The organism is Terrimonas rubra (genome assembly GCF_042686025.1).
Taxonomy (GTDB): domain Bacteria; phylum Bacteroidota; class Bacteroidia; order Chitinophagales; family Chitinophagaceae; genus Terrimonas; species Terrimonas rubra.
This window is the reverse complement of the sequence record NZ_JBHUOZ010000001.1, coordinates 243,242-264,264: the sequence shown is the minus strand read 5'-3', so window position 1 is coordinate 264,264 and position 21,023 is coordinate 243,242. Positions and strand designations below refer to the sequence as shown.

Below are 21,023 nucleotides of genomic sequence, written 5' to 3'. Positions count from 1 at the left end.
GCATGAAAAAAATTATTGCAATTATTATCAGTCTGCAGTGCGGCTTAATAGCAGCGGCACAACAAACCGTACCGCAGGCCGATATGCAAAAAATATACGAGGAAGTAAAAACCCCGTATAAATATGGACTGGTAGTGGTGCCGGATACCGGTAAAAAAATAGATTGTCCTTCGGTATACCGCCAGGGTAAATACTGGTACATGACCTATGTGGTTTTTGATGGCCGCGGTTATGAAACATGGTTGTCACGCAGTAAAAACCTGCTGGACTGGACCACCCTGGGCCGTATCATGAGTTTTACGGACAGTACCCGCTGGGATGGTCACCAGCAGGCCGGTTATATTGCTTTACAGGATCATACCTGGGGCGGCTCTTACAAATGGCAGCAGTATAACAATAAACACTGGCTTTCTTATTTTGGGGGTAAAGACCGTGGTTATGAAGCAGGGCCTCTATCCATTGGTATTGCTTATTCATCAAAGGCGATTACCCGGGCTAACGAGTTTGAAAGAATAGCACAGCCGGTATTAACACATAGCGATCCGGATACACGCTGGTGGGAGAACAAAAAGCTGTTTAAAAGTTCGGTGATCTGGGATAAAAATAAAACAACCGGTTATCCTTTCGTGATGTATTACAATGCCAATGGCGACAGCAGCAACAATACACCCAAATGGCGCTGGTTTGAACGTATTGGCATGGCCGGTTCACATGATATGATAAAATGGGAGCGTATTGGCGCTGATCCGGTAGTGCATCATAAAATCGGCATAACCGGTGACGGTGTGATACAGAAAATAAATAACCTTTGGGTAATGTTTTACTTCGGGGCCTTCTGGGAAAACAGGAAGAACGATACCTTTAACCGTTTTGCCTGCAGTTACGATCTGGTGAACTGGACAGACTGGAATGGTGCGGATTTAATTAATCCCTCAGAACTATATGATGCCAAATATGCGCACAAAAGTTTTGTGGTAAAAGATAAAGGGGTGGTATACCATTTTTACTGTGCGGTGGATAAAAAGGATAACAGGGGCATTGCAGTGGCTACATCTGTTGATAAAGGAAAAAGTAAACTGGTGTTCAGGTAGTAATTGTTTTGTTGCCGATCTGTAGTGCTGCTATCATCGTTCCTTGCGTCGCACACTTGTACTGCATCAATACTATTCAACTACTTCCCAGCCTGGTCTCCCGCAGGGCCCCGGCGTGTGTAACAGGATAACCAAAGAGGTAAGGGTGTTGATACACAGGGTTACACGGCGTTTTGTTAGCTGCTTAACCCTGTATTCCGCAGCGGACCTGACGTATGAAAGCTACAAACTGAGTTGCTTTCTCTGCGTAACACCGTGAAAGCACTCCGTCAACGCTGTGGTTAAAAGAAAAAGTTATAAATGAAATCTTTACAAAATATATTTTTATTATTCGCACTATTGTTGTCTGTACATTTTTTGCAGGCACAACAAGGTGAGGTTTTTACACGTTTCAACAACCCGCCGTCCGCTGCCAAACCCTGGGCAATCTGGTACTGGCTGCATGGCGCGGTAAGTAAAGAAGGTATTAAAGCCGACCTGGAAGCCATGAAACAGGTGGGTTTTGGCGGGGCTTATTTAATGACCATCAAAGACACCAATGCAAAAATTCCTTTTCAACCGCAGGTACGCCAGTTAACACCGGAATGGTGGGGGATGGTGCGTTTTGCTTTGCAGGAAGCACAACGCTTGCAACTGGAAATCGGGATACATGTAAGCGATGGTTTTGCCCTGGCCGGTGGCCCCTGGATAAAACCCGAGCAGAGTATGCAAAAACTGGTGTGGACCAAAACCTTTATACAAGCTGGTAACACCAAAAAGATCAGGCTTACCCAACCGGAAAGCAATGAAAATTTTTACAGGGATGTGGCCGTTTATGCTTATCCGGCTAACTATAAAAATCAAATCGCTGTTAAAAAGTTAAAGCCGGTTGTTACCACCAGCACCGGTGTAGAAGCTTCCTTCCTGGCTGACGAATCAGCCGCTAAACAAACATTCCGGGGCGACAGTATTTGCTGGATACAATACACTTATACCGAGGCAGTGACCGTGCGCCAGATGAAGATAAAAAAACAGAACAATGCCTACCAGGCCCAACGCTTTATTATCCAGCAAAGCAGGGATGGTAAAAACTTTATTACGGTAGATACGTTACAACCGCCAAGGCATGGCTGGCAGGATTGGGATGAAGCCTATACCCATGCAGTGAAAACATTTACATCAAAATACATCCGTTTTCTTTGGACGGCCGATGGTACGGAGCCGGGTAGTGAAGATTTGGACGCTGCTAAATGGAAGCCGGTACTAAGAGTGCAGGGCATTTATGTGAGCGATGAACCGGTGATCAATAACTACGAAGGAAAAAACGGGAGTGTCTGGAGAGTGGCGGCCAGTACTACTACGCAGGAAGTAAACCATAAAGAGGCTGTTCCGCAAAACAACATCATCAATCTTAGCAGTAAACTTTCGGCAAATGGCGAACTCAACTGGACGCCACCCAAGGGAAAGGGCTGGGTGATTGTGCGGATCGGCCACACTTCTACAGGTTATAAAAACAATACGGCCGGTGGTGGCAAGGGACTGGAAACAGATAAATTCAGTCCGGAGGCCATCACCTTACAATTCAATAACTGGTTCGCTAAATTCTTTACGGAAACGGATACTGAAGCGGCTAAAGCGGTTATCAAATATTTTCACATGGATAGCTGGGAATGTGGCAGCCAGAATTGGAGTGCAAACTTTGCAGCGGAGTTTAAAAAGAAAAGAGGCTATGACCTGATGCCTTACCTGCTGGTGATGACCGGTACACCTGTTAACAGTGCTGCTGCATCAGAAAAAATACTACACGATGTAAGACAAACTATTACCGACCTGGTGAATGAAAAATTCTACGGCACTTTACAAAAGCTGGCTAAAACAAAAGGATGCCTGTTCAGTGCCGAAAGCATGGCGCCTACTTTTGTAACGGACGGCTTGCAACATTACCAATACGCGGATGTACCCATGGGCGAATTCTGGCTTAACAGTCCAACACACGATAAACCCAACGATATGCTGGATGCGATCAGCGGCGGGCATATTTATGGTAAGCAGCTAATAGGCGCAGAGGCCTTTACCACTTTACGTACGGACTGGGGCGAACATCCGGGCAACCTGAAAACCCTGAGTGACCGGGCTTTTGCGGATGGTATCAACAAGTTATCTCTACATGTATTTATGCATAGTCCATGGTTAGATAAAAAACCGGGCATGACCCTGGATGGTATCGGGCTTTTTTACCAGCGTGATCAGACCTGGTTTGCACAAAGCAAACCCTGGCTCGACTATTTTACCCGCAGCCAGGCTTTATTGCAGATGGGAGAGCCGATAACGGATATTGCGGTTTTTATTGGGGAGGATATTCCAAGGCGTTCACTATTGCCTGACCGATTGGTAAGTACATTGCCTGGCCTTTTTGGAGAAGATAAAGTAGCGGCAGAACGTATACGTTTACAGAATACAGGCCAGCCTATGCGTACCATACCCGATGGCGTATCGCATGCTGCTAATATGGCCGATCCTGAATTATATATTGATGCATTGAATGGTTATAAATACGACTGTTTTAACCCCGATGTATTAATGCAGATGACAGTGGTAAACGGCAGAGTAGTAACACCGGGCGGCGCCAGTTATGCCGTATTGGTGATACCGGGTAAACATCCCCTAAATACAAATACGCTCATGAGTGTGGCGGTGAAAAATAAACTCAAAGCACTGGCAACAGCAGGGGCAAAAATTATTGTGGATAATAAACTATATGGATTAACCGGGACAAACTTTATACCAGCGCCTTATTCAGATAATGATTTCTTAAAACTGGGTATTATCAAAGATGTGGAGGTGATTGATGGGAAAAATAAAATTGCCTGGACACATCGCAGGCAGGGAGAAACGGATATCTATTTTTTATCCAATCAAACAGGAGAATATGTGGGAAAAGAGATAGTATTCAATCAACAAGACAAACAACCATGGATATTGAACCCGGTAACAGGTCAATATTATAAAGCTGAATATGGCGGTTTAAAAAATAATAAAACTTATTTGGACCTAAATTTGGCACCATCAGAATCTGTGTTTATTGTATTTACGCCAACAACAGAAAGGATTGTTTTTAAACGCGCTAAAATTGGTATAGTAGATCGAAGATTGGTACTATTTACCAACAAGTGGCAATTACAGTTTGGTAATGAGGATAAGCAGTACAGCCTGGATGGATTAAAGAGCTGGACTACCTTTACGGATTCAGCTATTAAATACTATTCAGGTACTGCTACCTATACCAATAATATTAAGTGGGAAGGAGATTTACCGGATCGGCCGGTAAATCTAACTATCGGCTCTTTATATAATATAGCTACTGTTACGGTTAATGGTATTGATTGTGGCACCTTGTGGACCTATCCTTATAATATTGATATTACAAAAGCAATTAAAAAAGGGAATAATACTGTTGAAATAAAAGTAACCAATACCTGGCGTAACCGTTTAAAACTGGACGAAGAGTTGCCCCTTGAACAAAGAGAAACTTATCATAACTCACCTTACTCATTAAAAAACAAACCCCTGTTACCTGCGGGAATGACAGGTAACATATATTTATTCGTAGATTAATGAATACAAAAAGCCTGATAGTATTATTACTGATCATCGTTGCGCTCACGGTAAAGGCACAGCAACCTGCTGCTTATAATGTAGTATGGAATAGCCAAAGCAAAAACGCGGGCGAGTCCATGCCCTGCGGCGGTGGTGATATTGGCCTGAATGTATGGGTAGAAAATGGCGATCTGATGGTGTATGCTGCCAAATCCGGCAGCTTTGATGAGAACAATGGTTTAATGAAAGCAGGCCGCCTGCGCATCAGCACTTCACCGGCTGTTTTTAATGGTAACAATTTTAAACAGGAACTTCATTTACAGGAAGGTTATATTACCATAAATGCCGAACAGCATGGCATTAAAGCACAGGTAAAAATATGGGTGGATGTTTTTCACCCGGTAGCCAATATCGAATTTAAAAGTAACAAACCCGTCAATGCCACTGTAGCGTATGAAAGCTGGCGTTACCAGGATCATTTCTTGCGTAAAAATGAAGGCTTTGGTAATTCCTGGAAATGGGTATTGCCCAAAGAACAGCTGGTTAAAAAAGATGAGATCGGGTTTATCAGCAATGGCATCAGTTTCTATCACCAAAACATAGGAGAGACCATTTTTGATGCTACAGTGAAAGAGGAAGGATTAACAGCCGTTAAGGATCAGTTGTATAATCCTTTACAGCATTTGATATTTGGAGGCAAACTGGTAGCAAAAGATTTTATTGCTGCTGGTAACAGCGAAGGGGTATATATCAATACACCCTATAAAAGCTGGCAGCTGAAAACAAAAAAAGCAACCCGGTCTTTTGCCCTGCAATTATACTTACTCAATACACAGGCTACTGCTATTACACAGTGGCAACATTCGGTAGATAGCCTGCAACAATTGTACAGCCGTATAGCCAACAGGCAACCGGCGCTTAATAAGCAATGGTGGCAGCAATTCTGGAACCGCAGTTTTATCTATACCGGCCATCAGCAAACTGATCCCACAGCCTGGGAGATAGGCCGGAATTTCCAGTTATTCCGCTATATGCTGGCGAGTAACAATAACAGTAAATGGCCTTTAAAATTCAATGGTGGTTTGTTCACCGTTGATCCGGTGCTCACCGATACTACCCGAAAATTCACTCCCGATTTCAGGAACTGGGGCGGCGGTTTACATACAATGCAGAACCAGCGCCTCGTGTATTTTCCCATGATCAAAAACGGGGACTGGGACCTGTTACAGCCTCAGCTTGAATTTTATTTACGCCTGTTAAAAAATGCCGAACTGCGCAGTAAAGTTTACTGGAACCACGGCGGGGCCTGTTTTACCGAGCAGATGGAAAACTTTGGTCTCCCTAACATAGCGGAATACGGCCAGAAACGCCCGGCTGGCTTTGATAAAGGGGTGGAGTATAATGCCTGGCTGGAATACCAGTGGGATACTGTACTGGAATTTTGTTTAATGATGTTGCAGGAACACCAGTACACGGGCAAATCCAGCGATGATAAAATTCCTTTTATAGAAAGCTGCCTGCAATTCTTTGATGAACATTACCAGTACCTGGCCTTGCAACGTGGCCGTAAAGCCCTGGATGGTAACGGTAAGCTGGTTTTATACCCGGGCTCTGCGGCAGAAACATTTAAAATGGCTTATAATGCCAATGCTACCATTGCTGCTCTGCAGGTGGTGACAAAAGAATTATTACAACTGGAAGCGATACAAAACAATGAAGCAAGAAAGACAAAATGGACAGGCTTCTTACAGCGTATACCACCAATTAATTTCGCATCTTTTAATAGTAAGTCTACTATTGCCCCGGCTATTACCTGGGAGCGTATCAATAATGTGGAGTCGCCGCAGCTATACCCGGTGTACCCCTGGGGTATTTACGGGGTTGGCAAGCCTGGTTTAGATACGGCATTAAATACCTGGCTGTATGATACCAGTGTTATTAAATTTCGCAGTCATGTGGGTTGGAAACAGGATAATATCTGGGCGGCACGTTTAGGTTTAAGTGAAGAGGCCTGGCGCATTACTGCTTTAAAATTACAGAACAGCGAACGCCGTTTCCCCGCCTTCTGGGGCCCGGGTTTTGATTGGGTGCCTGACCATAACTGGGGTGGCAGTGGTATGATCGGTTTACAGGAAATGTTATTACAAACAGATGGCAAACGTATCTTACTCTTTCCCGCCTGGCCTAAAGACAAAGATGTACACTTTAAACTACATGCCCCATTTAATACAACGGTAGAAGCGGAGTGGAAAGATGGTAAACTGCAAAAGCTGACGGTATTACCGCTGGAGCGGAAGGAAGATGTAGAGGTTTTGATACGGTAGATAATGATGAATGATAAATTATGAATGAAGGGTTATAAATTTTACGTTTTTTACCCGCAGATTTTCGCAGATAAAATACACCGCAGATTTGCACAGATATATTTACAAATCAGCGATGATCTGCGTGCTATGCCTTTCTCATATATTTTTACAAATGAAATACGCAATAGATTTACACCGGTATATAAAAAATCAGCGATGATCTGAGTAACCCATCAGCGCCCATCTGCGGGTAAAAAAAGAATTTCAGGTCATCATCTGTTCCATAAGTCAGAACAATTGATTGCTATGTCTTTCTCATAGATTTTCGCAAATAAAATACACCGCAGATTTGCACAGATATATAAAAAATCAGCGATGATCCGCGTAACCCATCAGCGCCCATCTGCGGGTAAAAAATTTGAATTTCAGGTCATCATCTGTTCCATAAATCAGACCATTGATTACTATGTCTTTCTCATAGATTTTCGCAAATAAAACACACCGCAGATTTGCACAGATATATAAAAAATCAGCGATGATCCGCGTAACCCATCAGCGCCCATCTGCGGGTAAAAACTCAATTCCTAATTCATAACTCATAATTCCCTACCAATCATCCGTCCTGAAACTTGACACCGGGAACCCCTCCGTACTGAACAGATCACCCGTTACAAAATCTTTAAAAGCATAACGTACCGCTACGGGTTCTTTCACTTCCGGCGCTGATACCACAATATTGCCGCGTACAATACTGGCTTTGGCCGGTCGGAAAAATTTATCGGCTCCCGCAACTTCAAATTGCATCAAAGGTTTACCGAATGAAGTAAAACCATTGGGTGCATTATTAAAGCTGAGTGTGGCCACGCCTTTATCGTAGGTTACTTTAGCCAGTGAAGGACTGGTATAGGCAAATCCCTTTTGTCCGTAGGTTTGCGCCAATGCCAGGTAAGCAAAACGTTTACCTGCTATTGCTTTATTAGCGGGGTGAATATTATTCTCTTCACCGGCATCCAGTAACACGATCATACCACTGTTGCTGATCTTTTCAGCTGCCTTGCGCTGCGCATCACGCAGGTAGGCCGAATTAAACTTGCCGCCACTGTTATAGGGTGGCAACTGCGCATAATTATAGGGTGCAATCTGGGCAAAATAAAAAGGAAAATCGCCCTGACCAAACTCCTTACGCCATTCCTGTACCAAAGCCGGGAAAAGGGTTTCATATTGATCGGGACGTTCATAATTGCTTTCGCCCTGGTACCAGATACAACCTTTGATGGTAAAACCTATAAAGGGGTATAACATGCCATTATATAAAGCAGTAGGGGTACGGTTATCGGGTTTATCGGTATCAGGTATTTTTATTTCAGGGAATAACTCCTGCAAAGTAGCCTTATTCATCCAGGCTTCGGCTGTGGAGCCACCGTAGCTGATGTTGACCAGGCCTACAGGCACTTTCAAACGCTCCTGTAATAATTTTCCAAAATAATAAGCGGTTGCGCTGAAGCCCGCGGTAGTCTCCGGGTTGGCTATCTTCCAGTCATACTTTTTTGAAGTATCCTGTACCATTAATTTAGCTGAACGGGGCACCACGTAAAAACGCAACTGGTCATTGGCGCTATTGAAAATGGCATCGTTGCTGTTTAAAATAGGCTGGTCCTTATAACCCTTCATCGGCATCTCCATATTTGACTGGCCGCTGCACAACCAAACCTCACCTATTAATACATTATTCAGTGTAATAGCATCACCATCACTTATCCTGATGGTATAAGGTCCGCCGGCAACCGGGGTTTCTATCTGGGTCTTCCATTTTCCGCCGGTATCTGCTTTTACCGTGTAGTTCTTTTTATTCCATGAGGGTATGATGGTAACAGTGGCCGAGGCTTTTGCCCGGCCCCAGATCGCGGCTTTGGTTTGTTGCTGCAGCACCATATTGTCGCCAAAAAAATAGGGAAGTTCAATGGCGGCAAAAGAAAATAAAGGGGCTAAAGCCAGGACAAGGGCAAATAATATAGTACGGAAAAAAGAAGTAATAGTCATGCGTAAAATTAACCGATACCGCTATAAAAACTGTTATGGGGTTAACAGATAATGTTAAAATAAAATAACCGGGCAGGGATAGTCAATTTTTTTGTAATTTTTGCCGTTTTTAACGGGATACGGCTGTATGAAAGAAATAAACAAGGAAGGTTCACACAACAATATATGGTACGGCATGGGCCGTGAGCGTATTGATATTCCCAAAAATATCCTGAAATCCCGTGTGCAGCAAAACCTGTTGTTACAACATTTACATATCTGCTCTATCGGGCATTATCCCAAGGCCAAGGATCATTATACCTATCGTAAAAAAGGCCTGCCGGAAAATTTTATTTTTTATTGCGTGGATGGTCATGGCTGGTACCAGCTGAACGGTGTACGCTATGAAGTAGGGCCGAACGAATTTTTTATTCTGCCGCAAAACCAGGAGCATGCCTATGGCAGCAGCGACGAAAACCCCTGGAGTATTTACTGGATACATTTTGGTGGTACTTCCCTGCCTACTTTAAACGAGGTATACGCGGTCCAGCAATTCTTCAAGCCCTCGCATATCAAAAGTAACAATGAGATCATTGCCATCTTTACCCGTATTTATAAAACCCTGCAACTGGGTTATAGTATCGATAACCTGCTTTTTGCCAATATGTGCCTGGCGCATTATCTCACCCTCTTTGTATACAGCGAAAGGCATAATGATAAGGTGGACAGCAATAACCTCGATTGTGTAGACAATGCTATTTTATATATGCGTGAACACCTGGCGGAGAATATAGCCCTGGGCGATCTGAGCAAAAACTATAACTACTCGGTATCCCGTTTCTCCAACCTGTTCAAACAAAAGACAGGCTATGCTCCTATCGATTACTTTTTACAAATGAAAATGCAGCGTGCCTGCCAGCAACTGGATTTTACCAGCCATTCTATCAAGGAAATTGCCTTCAATATGGGTTTTGATGATCCCTATTATTTCTCCAAACGTTTCAGGACCATCATTGGCGTATCGCCCCGCAAATACAGGGCATTGAAAAAACAGGAGTAACTCCTGCCGTGTTTTCAGCGGGGGAAACCAGATGTTTTATTTGATAGTACTAAATCTGTTTTAATCTCATTCATAGCTAAACGTTCCTGGATTATGGCTAGTCTTCGTGCAGAACCCATATCAAGAATCAGCTTTTTGTCTTTTTTGAAAGCGTTCAATTCTCCCTGTGTCCATTCCATAATATTTTTAAGTGATAGAAGGTTTTTAATATCAATATGCTGGTCAATACGCAGTGACAATATCCAGATTGTGTTTTCTTCTTCGTAATGGTCAAACATTGCTTCTATATCTAATCCTGATCGATAGGTGGATATATGGCCGGTCGTTTTTGAAACAAATAAGGGACTGTTGCCGCCAATTACATATTGCTTATCACCTGTCTCCCAATGTTTTTTTGAAGTATAAGGGAATATCCAGGCATAGGGTTTTTCAATAATCATTTCATCAATGATTATCAGTGAATCATTATCTGGAAATTGAATCAAACGTATCTGTTTTTCTGCTATAAGTTTAGCTTCCTGTAAACTGATCATTATGAATTGAAAAATAATTGTAGGGAGTGCCGGTAAAAGAAAAAAGAAATTTAAAAGCGCCTCGGTATTTATTGATTAACCTGCATACCGATCTTCAAACCAAAATCAAACAGGTTCTCTTTAACGGGGTATTTGTTCTGGAAGCTCGACAGCATCTGGTAACGTATCTGTGGGCCCACCTGCCATTGTGTTTTGCCTGTGCGGAAGGCGGCAAAGGTTTCAAAGCTCGAATTAACATTCACCCGGCGTATCAGCCAGGGTACTTCCACATAATGTTTATAATCCGATGATATCAGGTGCGAACGGTTACTGATCACATAAGTAGGCTGAATGGTTCCTGACACGCCTAAATAAGTACGGTCATTACCGAATATTTTATACTCCAGGCCAATAGGCAGCGATGCGGAGAAATAAAAATTCTTGATCCAGTTGGCTTTATAACCGCTGAAAGTATTGTAATAGGTCCAGCTGGAGGCAAAATTATTACCGCTGCCATTGCTTACATCCACGCTGGCCATCTGTGGGTTATAAATAAACGCTTTTATATCGTAACGATTTACATTTAACTGCACTCCGCCTTTAACCTTTAACCGGTTGCTTAAACCATATTTGCCGGTGAGGCCAAACTCCAGTCCCAGGTCGGGTTTATGGGTTACGGCGTTGTTAATATCATCGCGGCTGTTGGCAAAAGGATTATTATTCGGGTTTAAGATAGAAGAATTGGTATAGGTACTATTCTCGCTCAGCTTACGGTAACTGATCGATGGGGTGAAATGTAACTGCCAGTCAACTTTTTTCCAGAAATAACCTTTGGGACGTTTATAACCATTGGTCACACTTTCAATAGTGGCAATATGAATGGGGTTGTACAGGTTGCTGTGATTTTCAATCAGCGAAAAGCGCTGGGCATGCATAAAACCCTGTTTGGGTGCTTTATGTTTTTGCATATCTGCTACGGCCACCAGTTCGTCGGTTACAGTGGCTTGTGCCGTATCATTACCGGTTACTTCTGTTGCTGTTACATTATTCCTGCGTTTTAACTGGGTAACCTGTTTACTGGTAATGCCCGATGCGGGGTCGCCTTCATGATCTACCCTGGCCAGTAAAGGGTTACCGGCAACATTATCTGTTTCGCTTATTACAGTTGTAATGGCCGTAAACTGGGCGGTACCGGCAGGGTTATAACCCATTACAACCGATTCGTCCACTAAACCGGGTATGGTATGAATGATGGAATTTTTATTGGCAGTTTCATGCCTGCGGCCGGATGGGGCCAGTATCTCAGGGTTATTGGCGGCAATAACAGGCTCGTTAATAACCGGCATTGTCTTGTTCGATTGAAAATCATTCACAGGCAACTGTGTTACTTCGGGTACATTCACCTGTTTAACGGGGTAAGAAAGCATGACGGCAGTAACGGCAGTAACAGTAAGCATAAACAGGCCTATCAAACCAATTGCGTACAACCTTCTTTTAATATGCAGGGTATCATTAATACCTTTCCATACTTTCTCAGAAGGCAGCATTTGGTAATCATCAACGCTCTCTTGTAAAAAGCGTTCAAAATTCCTGTTATGATGCTCTCTATCCATAATCCAGTTAATGGCGCAAACAACTTGCCAATCAACGCTGGTGTACAGCAGCTAACCAGTCAACGTTTGGTTTTGGTTTTTGCATAATACGTTTATGCACTAATATATCTTCAAGCATGCTTTTGGCCCTTGTGTACTGGCTTCGGCTGGTGCTCTCTTCAATATTTAATAATTCGGCAATTTCGCGGTGGCTGTAACCTTCCAGGGCATACAGGTTTAAAACGGTACGGTAGCCTATGGGTAATAGTCTTATACACTCCACCACCTGTTTGGCCTGCATAATGGCCGGTATACTTTCCTCCCTGGTGTACAAACCCGAGGCATGAATAATATCCACGCTTTCATTAAACTTCTTATTCTTCTTCAGAATATTAATGCAGGTATGTACAATGATCCGCCTGATCCATCCTTCAAAAGAGCCACGGTTCTCAAAGCTGTGCACCTGCAAAAAAACTTTAATAAAGCCTTCCTGCAGCATATCCTCCGCATCTTCGCGGTTCGGTGCAAAACGATAACAGACAGCCAGCATACGGGTACTATACTTATTGTATAACTCCCGCTGGGCTACCGCATCATTTCTTAAACAGCCTTTTAATATAGCTTCCTCAGTCATATTGTGACGATGGTTGCCTGTAAGTTAGACATTTTTTTCATACAAATGCTGCTTAGTTTCGTAGTTTTTCATGCGAAAAGCGGGTTAGTACGCAAAAAACAAACGTTTGAGTAGTGCACAGGCTCAAAACCTGTTATTTACAGCTTTTGGGGCTACCGGCCGCAGTAACTACGGTCAGCCACAGTTCCCCGCCCGGCTTCAATCCGCCGGCTATAAGGCCGCCGGTATTTACGCCTAAGCGGGGCAGCCCTTCAGCTGTACCGGGCAATTTGACAGGCTCAATCACATTTTATAATTTTATGCTTATCAATGGAAAGGGTAACGATTGATATTAAAAACCGCAGTTTTCATATTACAAGGCTTTTATCCGTTACGGTAGAAAGAGTTTGGCAGGCTTGGACTAACCCCGGACATATTGCCAGCTGGTGGGGGCCTGAAGGCTTTACCAATACCATCCATGTTATGGAAGTAAAAGCTGGTGGTGAATGGCGGCTGACCATGCATGGCCCCGATGAAAAACGTTATCCCAATAAAAGTACATTCGAAGAAATTATACCGCAGCAAAAAATAGTATTCAGGCATTTTAACCCCGATTACCTAGCTACCATTCTCTTTGAAGCAAAAGGTGAACAAACCCTGTTACACTGGACGATGGCATTTGAAACAGAGGCGTTGTTTGAAACTGTGGTAAAAGTATTTAAGGCTGATAAGGGATTGGAAGAAAATGTAGCGAAACTGGAAAAATATCTTACCACGATGTAAGAAACAATAGAGGTTTATTTTTTGGTACTCCGCATCGCTTTCACTTTTTTAACCTCCTTATCTGCTATAAACCGTTGATACTCCGCAGTACCTGCACTTACCAGGGCAATCTTTCCTGCTTCATTGGCATGAATGCCAAACCCCTGTTTCTTGGTTAAAGGCGATGCCCGCATACAAGCCTGGCCTTTGGAAAAAAAGGCAGCCCTGGCTTCGGCATATTCTTTTTTAGTCAGCTCATTTTTATCGGCATATACCTGGAATAGCACATCATCCGAGGTAAACCGGTAAGGGTGTTTGGCTATCAGCTCATACTGCATCTGGGCAATAGTTTTTTTATCATTTTTTGAAACCGGGATAACAGCTTTACCACCCGGGCAATCCTCCGCTATCTCGATAAATGTATTGTAGTAATTGGTGGTATGTACCTTATCGTTTGTTTTCATATTTATTCATTTGGTGCCTGATAGCTACGCTGGTTCTTTAATATTGTAATCCCCTCACTGGTGTAAAACCTTGTCTGTACAAAAGCGTCCATCTGGTAATTTAATTTTCGTTTTACTGAAAAATGCAGGTGCGGCCGGAAAATAAAGCCGGTGGCCCCGCTCCAGCCAATCTGCTCTCCTTTTTTACTTTCCCTGTTTTGGTTATTACACCATGCTTTTTCAAATGCCAGTAACAGCCATAGCTGCCGTCACTGTGTTGTATCATAATAAAATTTGCTTTTCCTTTATACTTACTGAATGGTCCACCCTCATCGTAGCTGTCTTTATAAGCATATACCACCCCTTCTCTGGCAGCCAGTACAGGCGTGCCTACCGGCATTTCAAAATCAATGGCCGCAGTATTTTTATGAGAGAACAGCCCGCCATAACCCTGTACTACCTTATGGCTGGTACCTTTTTCAAATGGCAGGTCATAAATATAACTGTCAGTGTTTTTAGTTACGGCGGTTGGTACATATAATACAATGACAATTCCGGCAATGCATAATAAAAACAATAATCCCAGCCATTTTAATACACTGCGTAAACGTTTTCTTTTCATCATATCTATTCAAACAAAGGGGGCATTCAACTATCTTGCACAATTTACTTGATTTCTAAAGAAAGATCGGAAAGAGCTTGTTTTCTTCAATTGAAGCAGGTTGCACAAATAGCAGTCAACAACAAGCTATTTCTTTATTAAATAATTATCTCTATATCCATAATCAAAAAGCTACTTTCATTTATTGTAGTACATGTACAGTTATATATTCAGTTGAAGGGCTGCCCGATTGCAGCGGCATACCGGAACATCGTGACGGGATACAGCGGAAAGCGGGAACTGCAGCTCAATAGCATTACCACAGCTGACAGCCCCCATAAAAAATGCCCGCAAGACTGCAGGCATTCAATAGTATAAAAAGATTAAAACTATATCAACACGTCACCGGTCATTTCAGGTGGTATGGGTAAGCCCATTACGGTTAAAATAGTAGGGGCAATATCGCCCAGTTTACCTTCCTTAATAGTACCCTGCCAGTTATTACTGATGATGAACAAAGGCACCGGGTTCATGGTATGCGCTGTATTGGGCGACCCGTCTTCGTTAATTAAATAATCGGAGTTGCCATGGTCCGCGGTCAGGAAAATAGTGTAATCGGCAGCCAGGGCAGCCGTTACTACTTTCTCTACGCATTTATCCACCGTTTCGGCGGCTTTAATGGCAGCGCCCCATACACCGGTATGGCCCACCATATCGGCATTGGCATAGTTCAGGCAAATAAAATCGGCCCGTTTATTCTCTATTTCCGGCAACAGGGCAGCGGTCATTTCAAAAGCGCTCATCTCAGGCTGCAGGTCGTAGGTGGCTACCTTGGGCGAAGGGATCAGGATGCGGTACTCACCCTCAAATTGTTTTTCGCGGCCACCGCTGAAGAAGAAAGTTACATGCGGGTACTTCTCCGTTTCAGCAATGCGTAACTGGGTGAGGCCGTTATCCTCTATTACTTCGCCCAGGGTTTTACGCAGGTCATCGTTCTCAAAAATAACATGCACATTCTTAAAACTATGATCGTACTGTGTCATCGTAGTGTAGTGCAGGTTAAGCGGGTGCATACCAAAGTCCGGGAAGCTGGTCTGTGTCAGCACCTCCGTTATTTCGCGGCAACGATCGGTACGGAAATTAAAGCAAAGCGCCACATCGCCGTCTTTAATGGATGCAATGGGTTGGTTGGCTGCATTCACAATAACGGTTGGTTTAATAAATTCATCCGTTACGTGCGAGTCATAGGAAGCAGCTACTGCGTCAATAGCCGAAGTATTGGTATCGCCAATGCTATGCACCATGGCATCATAAGCCAGCTTTACACGTTCCCAGCGTTTGTCGCGGTCCATGGCATAATAACGGCCGCTTACCGTAGCAATGGCGCCCACCGTTTTTTGTGTATGCTCATGCAGCTCGGTAATAAAATGTAAGCCGCTGCGCGGGTCACAGTCACGACCATCGGTAAAAGCATGTATATATACCTGCTGTAAACCCTGCACCTGGCAAATATCCAGGATGGCTTTCAGGTGGTTGATATGCGAGTGTACACCACCATCGCTTACCAGTCCCAGTAAATGCAGCAGTTTATTATTTTCTTTGGCGTAGGTAATAGCTTGTAATAAAGTAGGGTTTTGTGCAAAGCTGCCGGTGCGGATGGCCACATTAATACGCTGCAGTTCCTGGTATACAATACGCCCGGCGCCCAGGTTTAAATGGCCCACTTCTGAATTGCCCATTTGCCCTTCCGGAAGGCCAACCTGCTCGCCAAAAGTGGTAAGGGTAGTGTGTGGATACTTGCCGTACAGGGAGTTAGTAAAAGGTACGTTTGCATGTTGAATAGCGTCGGAGGATGCAACTTTTCCGAGTCCCCAGCCGTCCATGATTATTAAAATAGTTCTTTTTACAGACATAAATGAAAATTTGAGGTTGTTAAAGTGACAAGCAAACGTTCGCTTCAATGCCCATAAGAGTAATTTTTGTCATTGAAGTGTGTAAAATTACAGCGAAATAGCTTATTTATGTGGTAAAAACTACTTGTAAATGAGTAATTTATTACATTAGCACTATAAACCAATGCCTAAGATGGCATATTTTTAGATGCAATAACTATGAAAGCTTAAAATAAAAAATATGAAAACGATTTATACTCCTTTACTGGCGTTGTTTTCTTTTGTGATGTTAACGGCTTTTGAACAGAAAAGCAATATTGATAGTGTGATCAGTTCCTTAAAAACCGGTAACGCTACTGAATTGTCAAAATACAGCGATGAAAACCTGTTACTGACACTGCCTGATAAAAGCGACAGTTACAGCAAATCGCAGGCACAGCAGATATTACGCGATTTCTTTGGCACCAATGGTGTGAAAGGCTTTGAGTTAAAACACAAGGGTAATTCACCCGGTGGACAATATTGTATTGGTACCCTGCAAACAAAATCGGGTAACTATCGTACCCACGTTTTTATGCAAACCAAAAGCGGTAAAGAAAGCCTGAAAGAGATCAGGTTCCAGTTTATTGAATAAGCAAGTATTAACACATTAGATATAAGCCTGTACGGATTGTACGGGCTTTTTTGTGGATGGTGGTTAACAGTTAATTGTTCCAGGTTAATAGTTAAGGGAAGGCAAAACGCTTAACGCTGAAAGCTTAAAGCTTGCAATATAAAGCGGGGTATTTATTTTTCGATAGAAGCCTTTTTAATGCACTCATCAAATTCTGTCATTTACCATTCATAACTCATCATTTATAATTCATCGTTCATACTACAAATGGTTAAGCTGTTGTGCCACAGAACAACACTTTCACCTGTAAAACAATCTGGCTTTCAGCTTTTCGCATTCAGCTTTTGGCTTTTCACTCATAACTCATCATTCATAATTCCTCAACGCCTAACTTTGTCCCATGAGCTTTACACAAAAATTACATCATTTAATTGACGAAGCCTGGAAGGAGGATATTGGCAGTGGGGATCACTCTACTTTATCCAGTATACCGGCTGGTGCAACCGGGAAGGCGGTGTTAAAAATAAAACAGGACGGTGTGCTGGCGGGCATGGAAGTGGCCCGGGAAATATTTGCCTACAAAGAACCCGGGGCTGTATTTAAAGCCTATAAAGCCGATGGCGATGCCATGGTATATGGAGAAGTGGCTTTTGAAGTAGAAGCACATATACATACCATATTACAATGCGAAAGACTGGTATTGAACTGTATGCAGCGGATGAGTGGCATTGCTACCCTTACCCGCCAGTATACCAGTAAACTGGAGGGCTATCATACCCGTTTACTGGACACCCGAAAAACCACCCCTAACTTCCGTTTACTGGAAAAAGAAGCGGTACGCATTGGTGGCGGGGTGAACCACCGCTTCGGGCTGTATGATATGATCATGCTGAAGGATAACCATGTGGATTATGCCGGTGGTCTGGAAAAAGCCATTGATGCAGCTTATCAATACTTGCAGGTAAACAAATTGCCTTTAAAAATAGAAGTGGAGACCCGTAACTTGGACGAGGTAAAAAGGGTGGTGGCTATGGGCGAAGAAAAGGTATTTCGTATAATGCTGGATAATTTTACCCCCGAACAAATAACTGAGGCATTACCTTATACCAAAGGGCGTTTTGAAACCGAAGCCAGCGGGGGCATTAACCTGGATAATATTGAAGCCTATGCCCAGACAGGTGTTGATTATGTAAGTGTAGGGGCATTGATACACCAGGCTAAAAGTCTTGACCTGAGCCTGAAGGCAGTGAGCAATAAATAGTAACAATTCGCTAACCTGCGATACAAACCAATCTAAATATTTTTATACCATGAAGAGCAGATTATTTTTATTGCCTGTTGGCTTGGTCATGACAGGCATGGTAGCCGCACAGGATATATCGGTGATGAGTTTTAATATCCGTTTAAATACAGCATCGGATAGTTTGAATGCCTGGCCTTACCGGAAAGAAAAATTAAGCTCGCAGGTATTATATCATGCGCCGCAGGTGTTGGGTGTACAGGAAGCCCTGCCCGACCAGATGAACGACCTGAGGGCATCGTTAAAACAATATAGATCCATTGGTGGTGGCCGCGATAACGGAACGGATAAGGGCGAAGCCTCTGCCATCTTTTATGATACCACACAGCTGGCTGCTTTGCAATCAGGCATGTTATGGTTATCGGAAACACCAACAGTGGCCGGCAGTAAAGGCTGGGATGCAGCATTTCCGCGGGTGATCACCTGGGTCAAATTCAGGCATAAAAAAAGCGGTAAACAGTTTGTTGCCTTTAATACACATTTTGATCATATGGGTAAGGTGGCCCGCAGGGAAAGCGCCCATATGGTATTAAAGACCGTAAAAGAAATTGCAGGCAAACTACCGGCATTCTTTACCGGCGATTTTAATGCTACTCCTGATGATGAGCCGATACAGGTGATCATGGATAAAAATAACCCGCTGCATTTAACTGATGCGAAAACTGTTACGGTTAAGCCGCATTATGGTCCCACCGGTACTTTTAATGCCTTTAAAAATAAAGAGATCAATGACCAGCCGATAGATTATATTTTTATTAAGGGTAACTGGAAGGTAAAAAACCACGCTACGATTTCGCAAACATGGGAGGGGCGGTTTGCATCCGACCATTTCGCTGTATTGGCCTTATTGCATTTACCATAATAGAGACGTCAGCATGACGTCTCTATTATGGTAAAAAGAAATGTTGTTGTCGTAGAGTGAGCATGCATGCTCACTCTACGACAACAACAACCTGAATTTTATTTCGTTTCCAATCCGCGTGTCAGCCATCCTTTCCGGCTGGCGGTGGCAATGGCATATGGTGTTATCCAGAACAGGGCAAAGGCATAAAAAATACTATAAGGGTATGCCCAGAAGGACTCTACTATATTATGCCATTTGGCGTAAAAATATACCTGTATGCTGGAGAAAATTAATATGCTTAAGAGTACGGAACTGATAAACAGGATGGGATGCGTAACAATGAACACCAGCATTAACAAGGTCAGTGGAATGGCCATGATCACTTTTAACCATTGGTTCAGCAATAATATCCTGGTACCTGCTTTAGGACCGGTACGAAAGTTTTTAAAGGCGAAAGTACTCATCATGATATTCTCACGCACATTACTTCTTTCCCAGCGTATAAACATCTTGTAAAGATTTTTATATTTTTCAGGGATATTGGTCAGCACATGCGCATTACGCTGGAATACCACATGATAACCCTGTTTCAGGATCATATTGGTCATGGCCCGGTCTTCACCTATATCAGACAGTTGTCCCATAAAGGTTTGGTTGATCCATTCCGGTAAGCAGGCCATCACGGCATCTTTACGGTAAGCGGCCAGGGCGCCCGGTGTACACAATACCGAACCTAACGAACTTTGTGCTGAACGGATGAACTCAAAGCTGAATACAAAACTCACATTCAGCATGCGGGGGATCATGCCCGATTTATTATTTAACACCCTTACATTGCCGGCAACGGCGCCACATTTTTCATTTACAATGAACGGGCTTACCAGGTTGCGTAAAGTGTTTGGTTTTACAATGGAATCACTGTCTACCGTAACAAATATATCGCCGGTGCCTAAATGAAAGCCACGATACAGGGCATGGCGTTTACCTTTATTCTCCGGCTGCTGGTATATCTCCAGCCGGTCGCCTAATTCGGCCTTCGCTTTTTGCATCCATTGCCAGGTATCATCCTGGCTGCCATCGTCGATAGAGATCAGCTGAATTTTTTCTTTGGGGTAATCGCTGTTAGCCAGACTCAATAATGTTTGCCATACCAGTTTACCTTCATTATAAGCCGGAACAATAACGGTACAGGTAGGTAATAACTCGTCACTAACCGATTTAACTGCTTTATAGCGGAGGTATAAGACAAGAATATATACGAGAAAGCAAAGCTTAATAACTAATAAGGATACTGCTAAAATAACAAATGCGGTTCCCCATACAGTGGTTAATCTTTCTGACCGGATCTGTTCATAATGCGGCTGCAACCGGTATACAAGATATACAGCGCCGAACATTAAAATAAAAGTGGTAATAAGCACCATGTAGTCCGATAACTTTAATGCAGCGGCTTTTGCATGTTCTGCTACTTTTGATTGAAAGGCCTTTACACCGGCGGACAATCTCCGGGCAAGACCTGCTTTTTTTTGTAGGGTAGGTTCCATCATAATCAATACATTTAATGTGTTAGCTGATTCAACTGACAATTCATTTCATTCACGATCCTTCCTTATTATAGACTTGAACACTCAACACACATTCTCAGTCTGTAGTGAGAATGATCAGTAGTAAGTAAGCCAAAGAAAAAATACATGAGGTATTCTACAGACTTGGGGAACCAACAATTTTCAAATACCATGCCATTATGATAGACTGCTTGCCAGCACTACATTGTAGCCTTTATATTTTTTATTTTTTTA

At 43.1% G+C, this 21,023-nt stretch carries 17 protein-coding genes; 9 read left to right on the top strand and 8 right to left on the bottom strand.

Translation table 11 applies throughout. The features are described 5' to 3' along the window. Positions 1-2: 2 nt before the first annotated feature. The 3 genes from ACFS6H_RS01125 (at position 3) to ACFS6H_RS01115 (ending at position 6,991) form a co-directional block, all read left to right on the top strand. Positions 3-1,091 carry a glycosylase gene (locus ACFS6H_RS01125; protein WP_386094148.1) on the top strand — a complete coding sequence of 363 codons (1,089 nt, stop codon included), beginning with the start codon at positions 3-5 and terminating at the stop codon, positions 1,089-1,091. Between the two features lie 300 nt (positions 1,092-1,391). Next, entirely contained in the window at positions 1,392-4,685 is a 3,294-nt protein-coding gene (locus ACFS6H_RS01120; RefSeq protein WP_386094145.1) for a glycosyl hydrolase, read from the top strand. Continuing rightward, positions 4,685-6,991 carry a DUF5703 domain-containing protein gene (locus ACFS6H_RS01115; RefSeq protein WP_386094142.1) on the top strand — a complete coding sequence of 769 codons (2,307 nt, stop codon included), beginning with the start codon at positions 4,685-4,687 and terminating at the stop codon, positions 6,989-6,991. Before ACFS6H_RS01120 ends, ACFS6H_RS01115 begins: the two co-directional genes overlap by 1 nt. A 588-nt stretch (positions 6,992-7,579) precedes the next feature. On the opposite strand, the gene ACFS6H_RS01110 is transcribed toward ACFS6H_RS01115, so the two are convergent. Then, entirely contained in the window at positions 7,580-9,013 is a 1,434-nt protein-coding gene (locus ACFS6H_RS01110) for a sialate O-acetylesterase (RefSeq protein ID WP_386094139.1), read from the bottom strand. A gap of 127 nt (positions 9,014-9,140) precedes the next feature. On the opposite strand from ACFS6H_RS01110, the gene ACFS6H_RS01105 reads away from it, so the two are divergent. After that, positions 9,141-10,052, top strand: a complete 912-nt coding sequence (locus ACFS6H_RS01105) for an AraC family transcriptional regulator (protein WP_386094136.1) — start codon at positions 9,141-9,143, stop codon at positions 10,050-10,052. A 14-nt stretch (positions 10,053-10,066) separates the two neighbouring features. On the opposite strand, the gene ACFS6H_RS01100 is transcribed toward ACFS6H_RS01105, so the two are convergent. From ACFS6H_RS01100 to ACFS6H_RS01090, 3 genes are all read right to left on the bottom strand, one after another. Then, positions 10,067-10,585, bottom strand: coding sequence for a YrhB domain-containing protein (locus ACFS6H_RS01100; protein ID WP_386094133.1), 519 nt, complete (start codon positions 10,583-10,585; stop codon positions 10,067-10,069). A gap of 68 nt (positions 10,586-10,653) precedes the next feature. Further along, positions 10,654-12,177, bottom strand: a complete 1,524-nt coding sequence (locus ACFS6H_RS01095; RefSeq protein ID WP_386094130.1) for a hypothetical protein — start codon at positions 12,175-12,177, stop codon at positions 10,654-10,656. 31 nt (positions 12,178-12,208) lie between these two features. Continuing rightward, positions 12,209-12,790: an RNA polymerase sigma factor gene (locus ACFS6H_RS01090; RefSeq protein ID WP_386094127.1), complete on the bottom strand. Its 582-nt coding sequence runs from the start codon at positions 12,788-12,790 to the stop codon at positions 12,209-12,211. Between the two features lie 106 nt (positions 12,791-12,896). Here ACFS6H_RS01090 and ACFS6H_RS01085 point away from each other — a divergent pair, with 106 nt between their 5' ends. Further along, positions 12,897-13,028: a hypothetical protein gene (locus ACFS6H_RS01085; RefSeq protein ID WP_386094124.1), complete on the top strand. Its 132-nt coding sequence runs from the start codon at positions 12,897-12,899 to the stop codon at positions 13,026-13,028. A 71-nt stretch (positions 13,029-13,099) separates the two neighbouring features. Then, on the top strand, positions 13,100-13,552 hold the full coding sequence (locus ACFS6H_RS01080) for an SRPBCC domain-containing protein (protein ID WP_386094121.1): 453 nt from the start codon (positions 13,100-13,102) through the stop codon (positions 13,550-13,552). Positions 13,553-13,566: 14 nt separating this feature from the next. On the opposite strand, the gene ACFS6H_RS01075 is transcribed toward ACFS6H_RS01080, so the two are convergent. The 3 genes from ACFS6H_RS01075 to gpmI all read right to left on the bottom strand — a co-directional run bounded on the left by ACFS6H_RS01075 (position 13,567) and on the right by gpmI (position 16,488). Continuing rightward, complete coding sequence (locus ACFS6H_RS01075) at positions 13,567-13,995, bottom strand: DUF6157 family protein (protein ID WP_386094118.1); 429 nt, start codon at positions 13,993-13,995, stop codon at positions 13,567-13,569. Between the two features lie 112 nt (positions 13,996-14,107). After that, a complete protein-coding gene (locus ACFS6H_RS01070) occupies positions 14,108-14,599 on the bottom strand; it encodes a M23 family metallopeptidase (RefSeq protein ID WP_386094115.1) in 492 nt (163 codons plus the stop codon). Positions 14,600-14,964: 365 nt separating this feature from the next. Further along, positions 14,965-16,488: a 2,3-bisphosphoglycerate-independent phosphoglycerate mutase gene (gene gpmI / locus ACFS6H_RS01065; RefSeq protein WP_386094112.1), complete on the bottom strand. Its 1,524-nt coding sequence runs from the start codon at positions 16,486-16,488 to the stop codon at positions 14,965-14,967. Between the two features lie 220 nt (positions 16,489-16,708). Here gpmI and ACFS6H_RS01060 point away from each other — a divergent pair, with 220 nt between their 5' ends. The 3 genes from ACFS6H_RS01060 to ACFS6H_RS01050 all read left to right on the top strand — a co-directional run bounded on the left by ACFS6H_RS01060 (position 16,709) and on the right by ACFS6H_RS01050 (position 19,242). After that, positions 16,709-17,101: a DUF4783 domain-containing protein gene (locus tag ACFS6H_RS01060; protein WP_386094110.1), complete on the top strand. Its 393-nt coding sequence runs from the start codon at positions 16,709-16,711 to the stop codon at positions 17,099-17,101. A 379-nt stretch (positions 17,102-17,480) separates the two neighbouring features. Further along, the gene (gene nadC / locus ACFS6H_RS01055; protein ID WP_386094107.1) at positions 17,481-18,341 is read left to right on the top strand and encodes a carboxylating nicotinate-nucleotide diphosphorylase; all 861 of its coding nucleotides are present in this window, start codon (positions 17,481-17,483) and stop codon (positions 18,339-18,341) included. 49 nt (positions 18,342-18,390) lie between these two features. Continuing rightward, entirely contained in the window at positions 18,391-19,242 is an 852-nt protein-coding gene (locus ACFS6H_RS01050; protein ID WP_386094104.1) for an endonuclease/exonuclease/phosphatase family protein, read from the top strand. Positions 19,243-19,340: 98 nt separating this feature from the next. On the opposite strand, the gene ACFS6H_RS01045 is transcribed toward ACFS6H_RS01050, so the two are convergent. Further along, the gene (locus ACFS6H_RS01045; protein WP_386094101.1) at positions 19,341-20,771 is read right to left on the bottom strand and encodes a glycosyltransferase; all 1,431 of its coding nucleotides are present in this window, start codon (positions 20,769-20,771) and stop codon (positions 19,341-19,343) included. Positions 20,772-21,023 lie beyond the last annotated feature (252 nt).

Excerpts from the sequence above, each read along its gene's own strand:
- ACFS6H_RS01125 (WP_386094148.1), top strand. The coding sequence starts at position 3 with ATGAAAAAAATTATTGCAATTATTATCAGTCTGCAGTGCGGCTTAATA.
- ACFS6H_RS01120 (WP_386094145.1), top strand. The coding sequence starts at position 1,392 with ATGAAATCTTTACAAAATATATTTTTATTATTCGCACTATTGTTGTCT.
- ACFS6H_RS01115 (WP_386094142.1), top strand. The coding sequence starts at position 4,685 with ATGAATACAAAAAGCCTGATAGTATTATTACTGATCATCGTTGCGCTC.
- ACFS6H_RS01110 (WP_386094139.1), bottom strand. The coding sequence starts at position 9,013 with ATGACTATTACTTCTTTTTTCCGTACTATATTATTTGCCCTTGTCCTG.
- ACFS6H_RS01105 (WP_386094136.1), top strand. The coding sequence starts at position 9,141 with ATGAAAGAAATAAACAAGGAAGGTTCACACAACAATATATGGTACGGC.
- ACFS6H_RS01100 (WP_386094133.1), bottom strand. The coding sequence starts at position 10,585 with ATGATCAGTTTACAGGAAGCTAAACTTATAGCAGAAAAACAGATACGT.
- ACFS6H_RS01095 (WP_386094130.1), bottom strand. The coding sequence starts at position 12,177 with ATGGATAGAGAGCATCATAACAGGAATTTTGAACGCTTTTTACAAGAG.
- ACFS6H_RS01090 (WP_386094127.1), bottom strand. The coding sequence starts at position 12,790 with ATGACTGAGGAAGCTATATTAAAAGGCTGTTTAAGAAATGATGCGGTA.
- ACFS6H_RS01080 (WP_386094121.1), top strand. The coding sequence starts at position 13,100 with ATGGAAAGGGTAACGATTGATATTAAAAACCGCAGTTTTCATATTACA.
- ACFS6H_RS01075 (WP_386094118.1), bottom strand. The coding sequence starts at position 13,995 with ATGAAAACAAACGATAAGGTACATACCACCAATTACTACAATACATTT.
- ACFS6H_RS01070 (WP_386094115.1), bottom strand. The coding sequence starts at position 14,599 with ATGATGAAAAGAAAACGTTTACGCAGTGTATTAAAATGGCTGGGATTA.
- gpmI (WP_386094112.1), bottom strand. The coding sequence starts at position 16,488 with ATGTCTGTAAAAAGAACTATTTTAATAATCATGGACGGCTGGGGACTC.
- ACFS6H_RS01060 (WP_386094110.1), top strand. The coding sequence starts at position 16,709 with ATGAAAACGATTTATACTCCTTTACTGGCGTTGTTTTCTTTTGTGATG.
- nadC (WP_386094107.1), top strand. The coding sequence starts at position 17,481 with ATGAGCTTTACACAAAAATTACATCATTTAATTGACGAAGCCTGGAAG.
- ACFS6H_RS01050 (WP_386094104.1), top strand. The coding sequence starts at position 18,391 with ATGAAGAGCAGATTATTTTTATTGCCTGTTGGCTTGGTCATGACAGGC.
- ACFS6H_RS01045 (WP_386094101.1), bottom strand. The coding sequence starts at position 20,771 with ATGATGGAACCTACCCTACAAAAAAAAGCAGGTCTTGCCCGGAGATTG.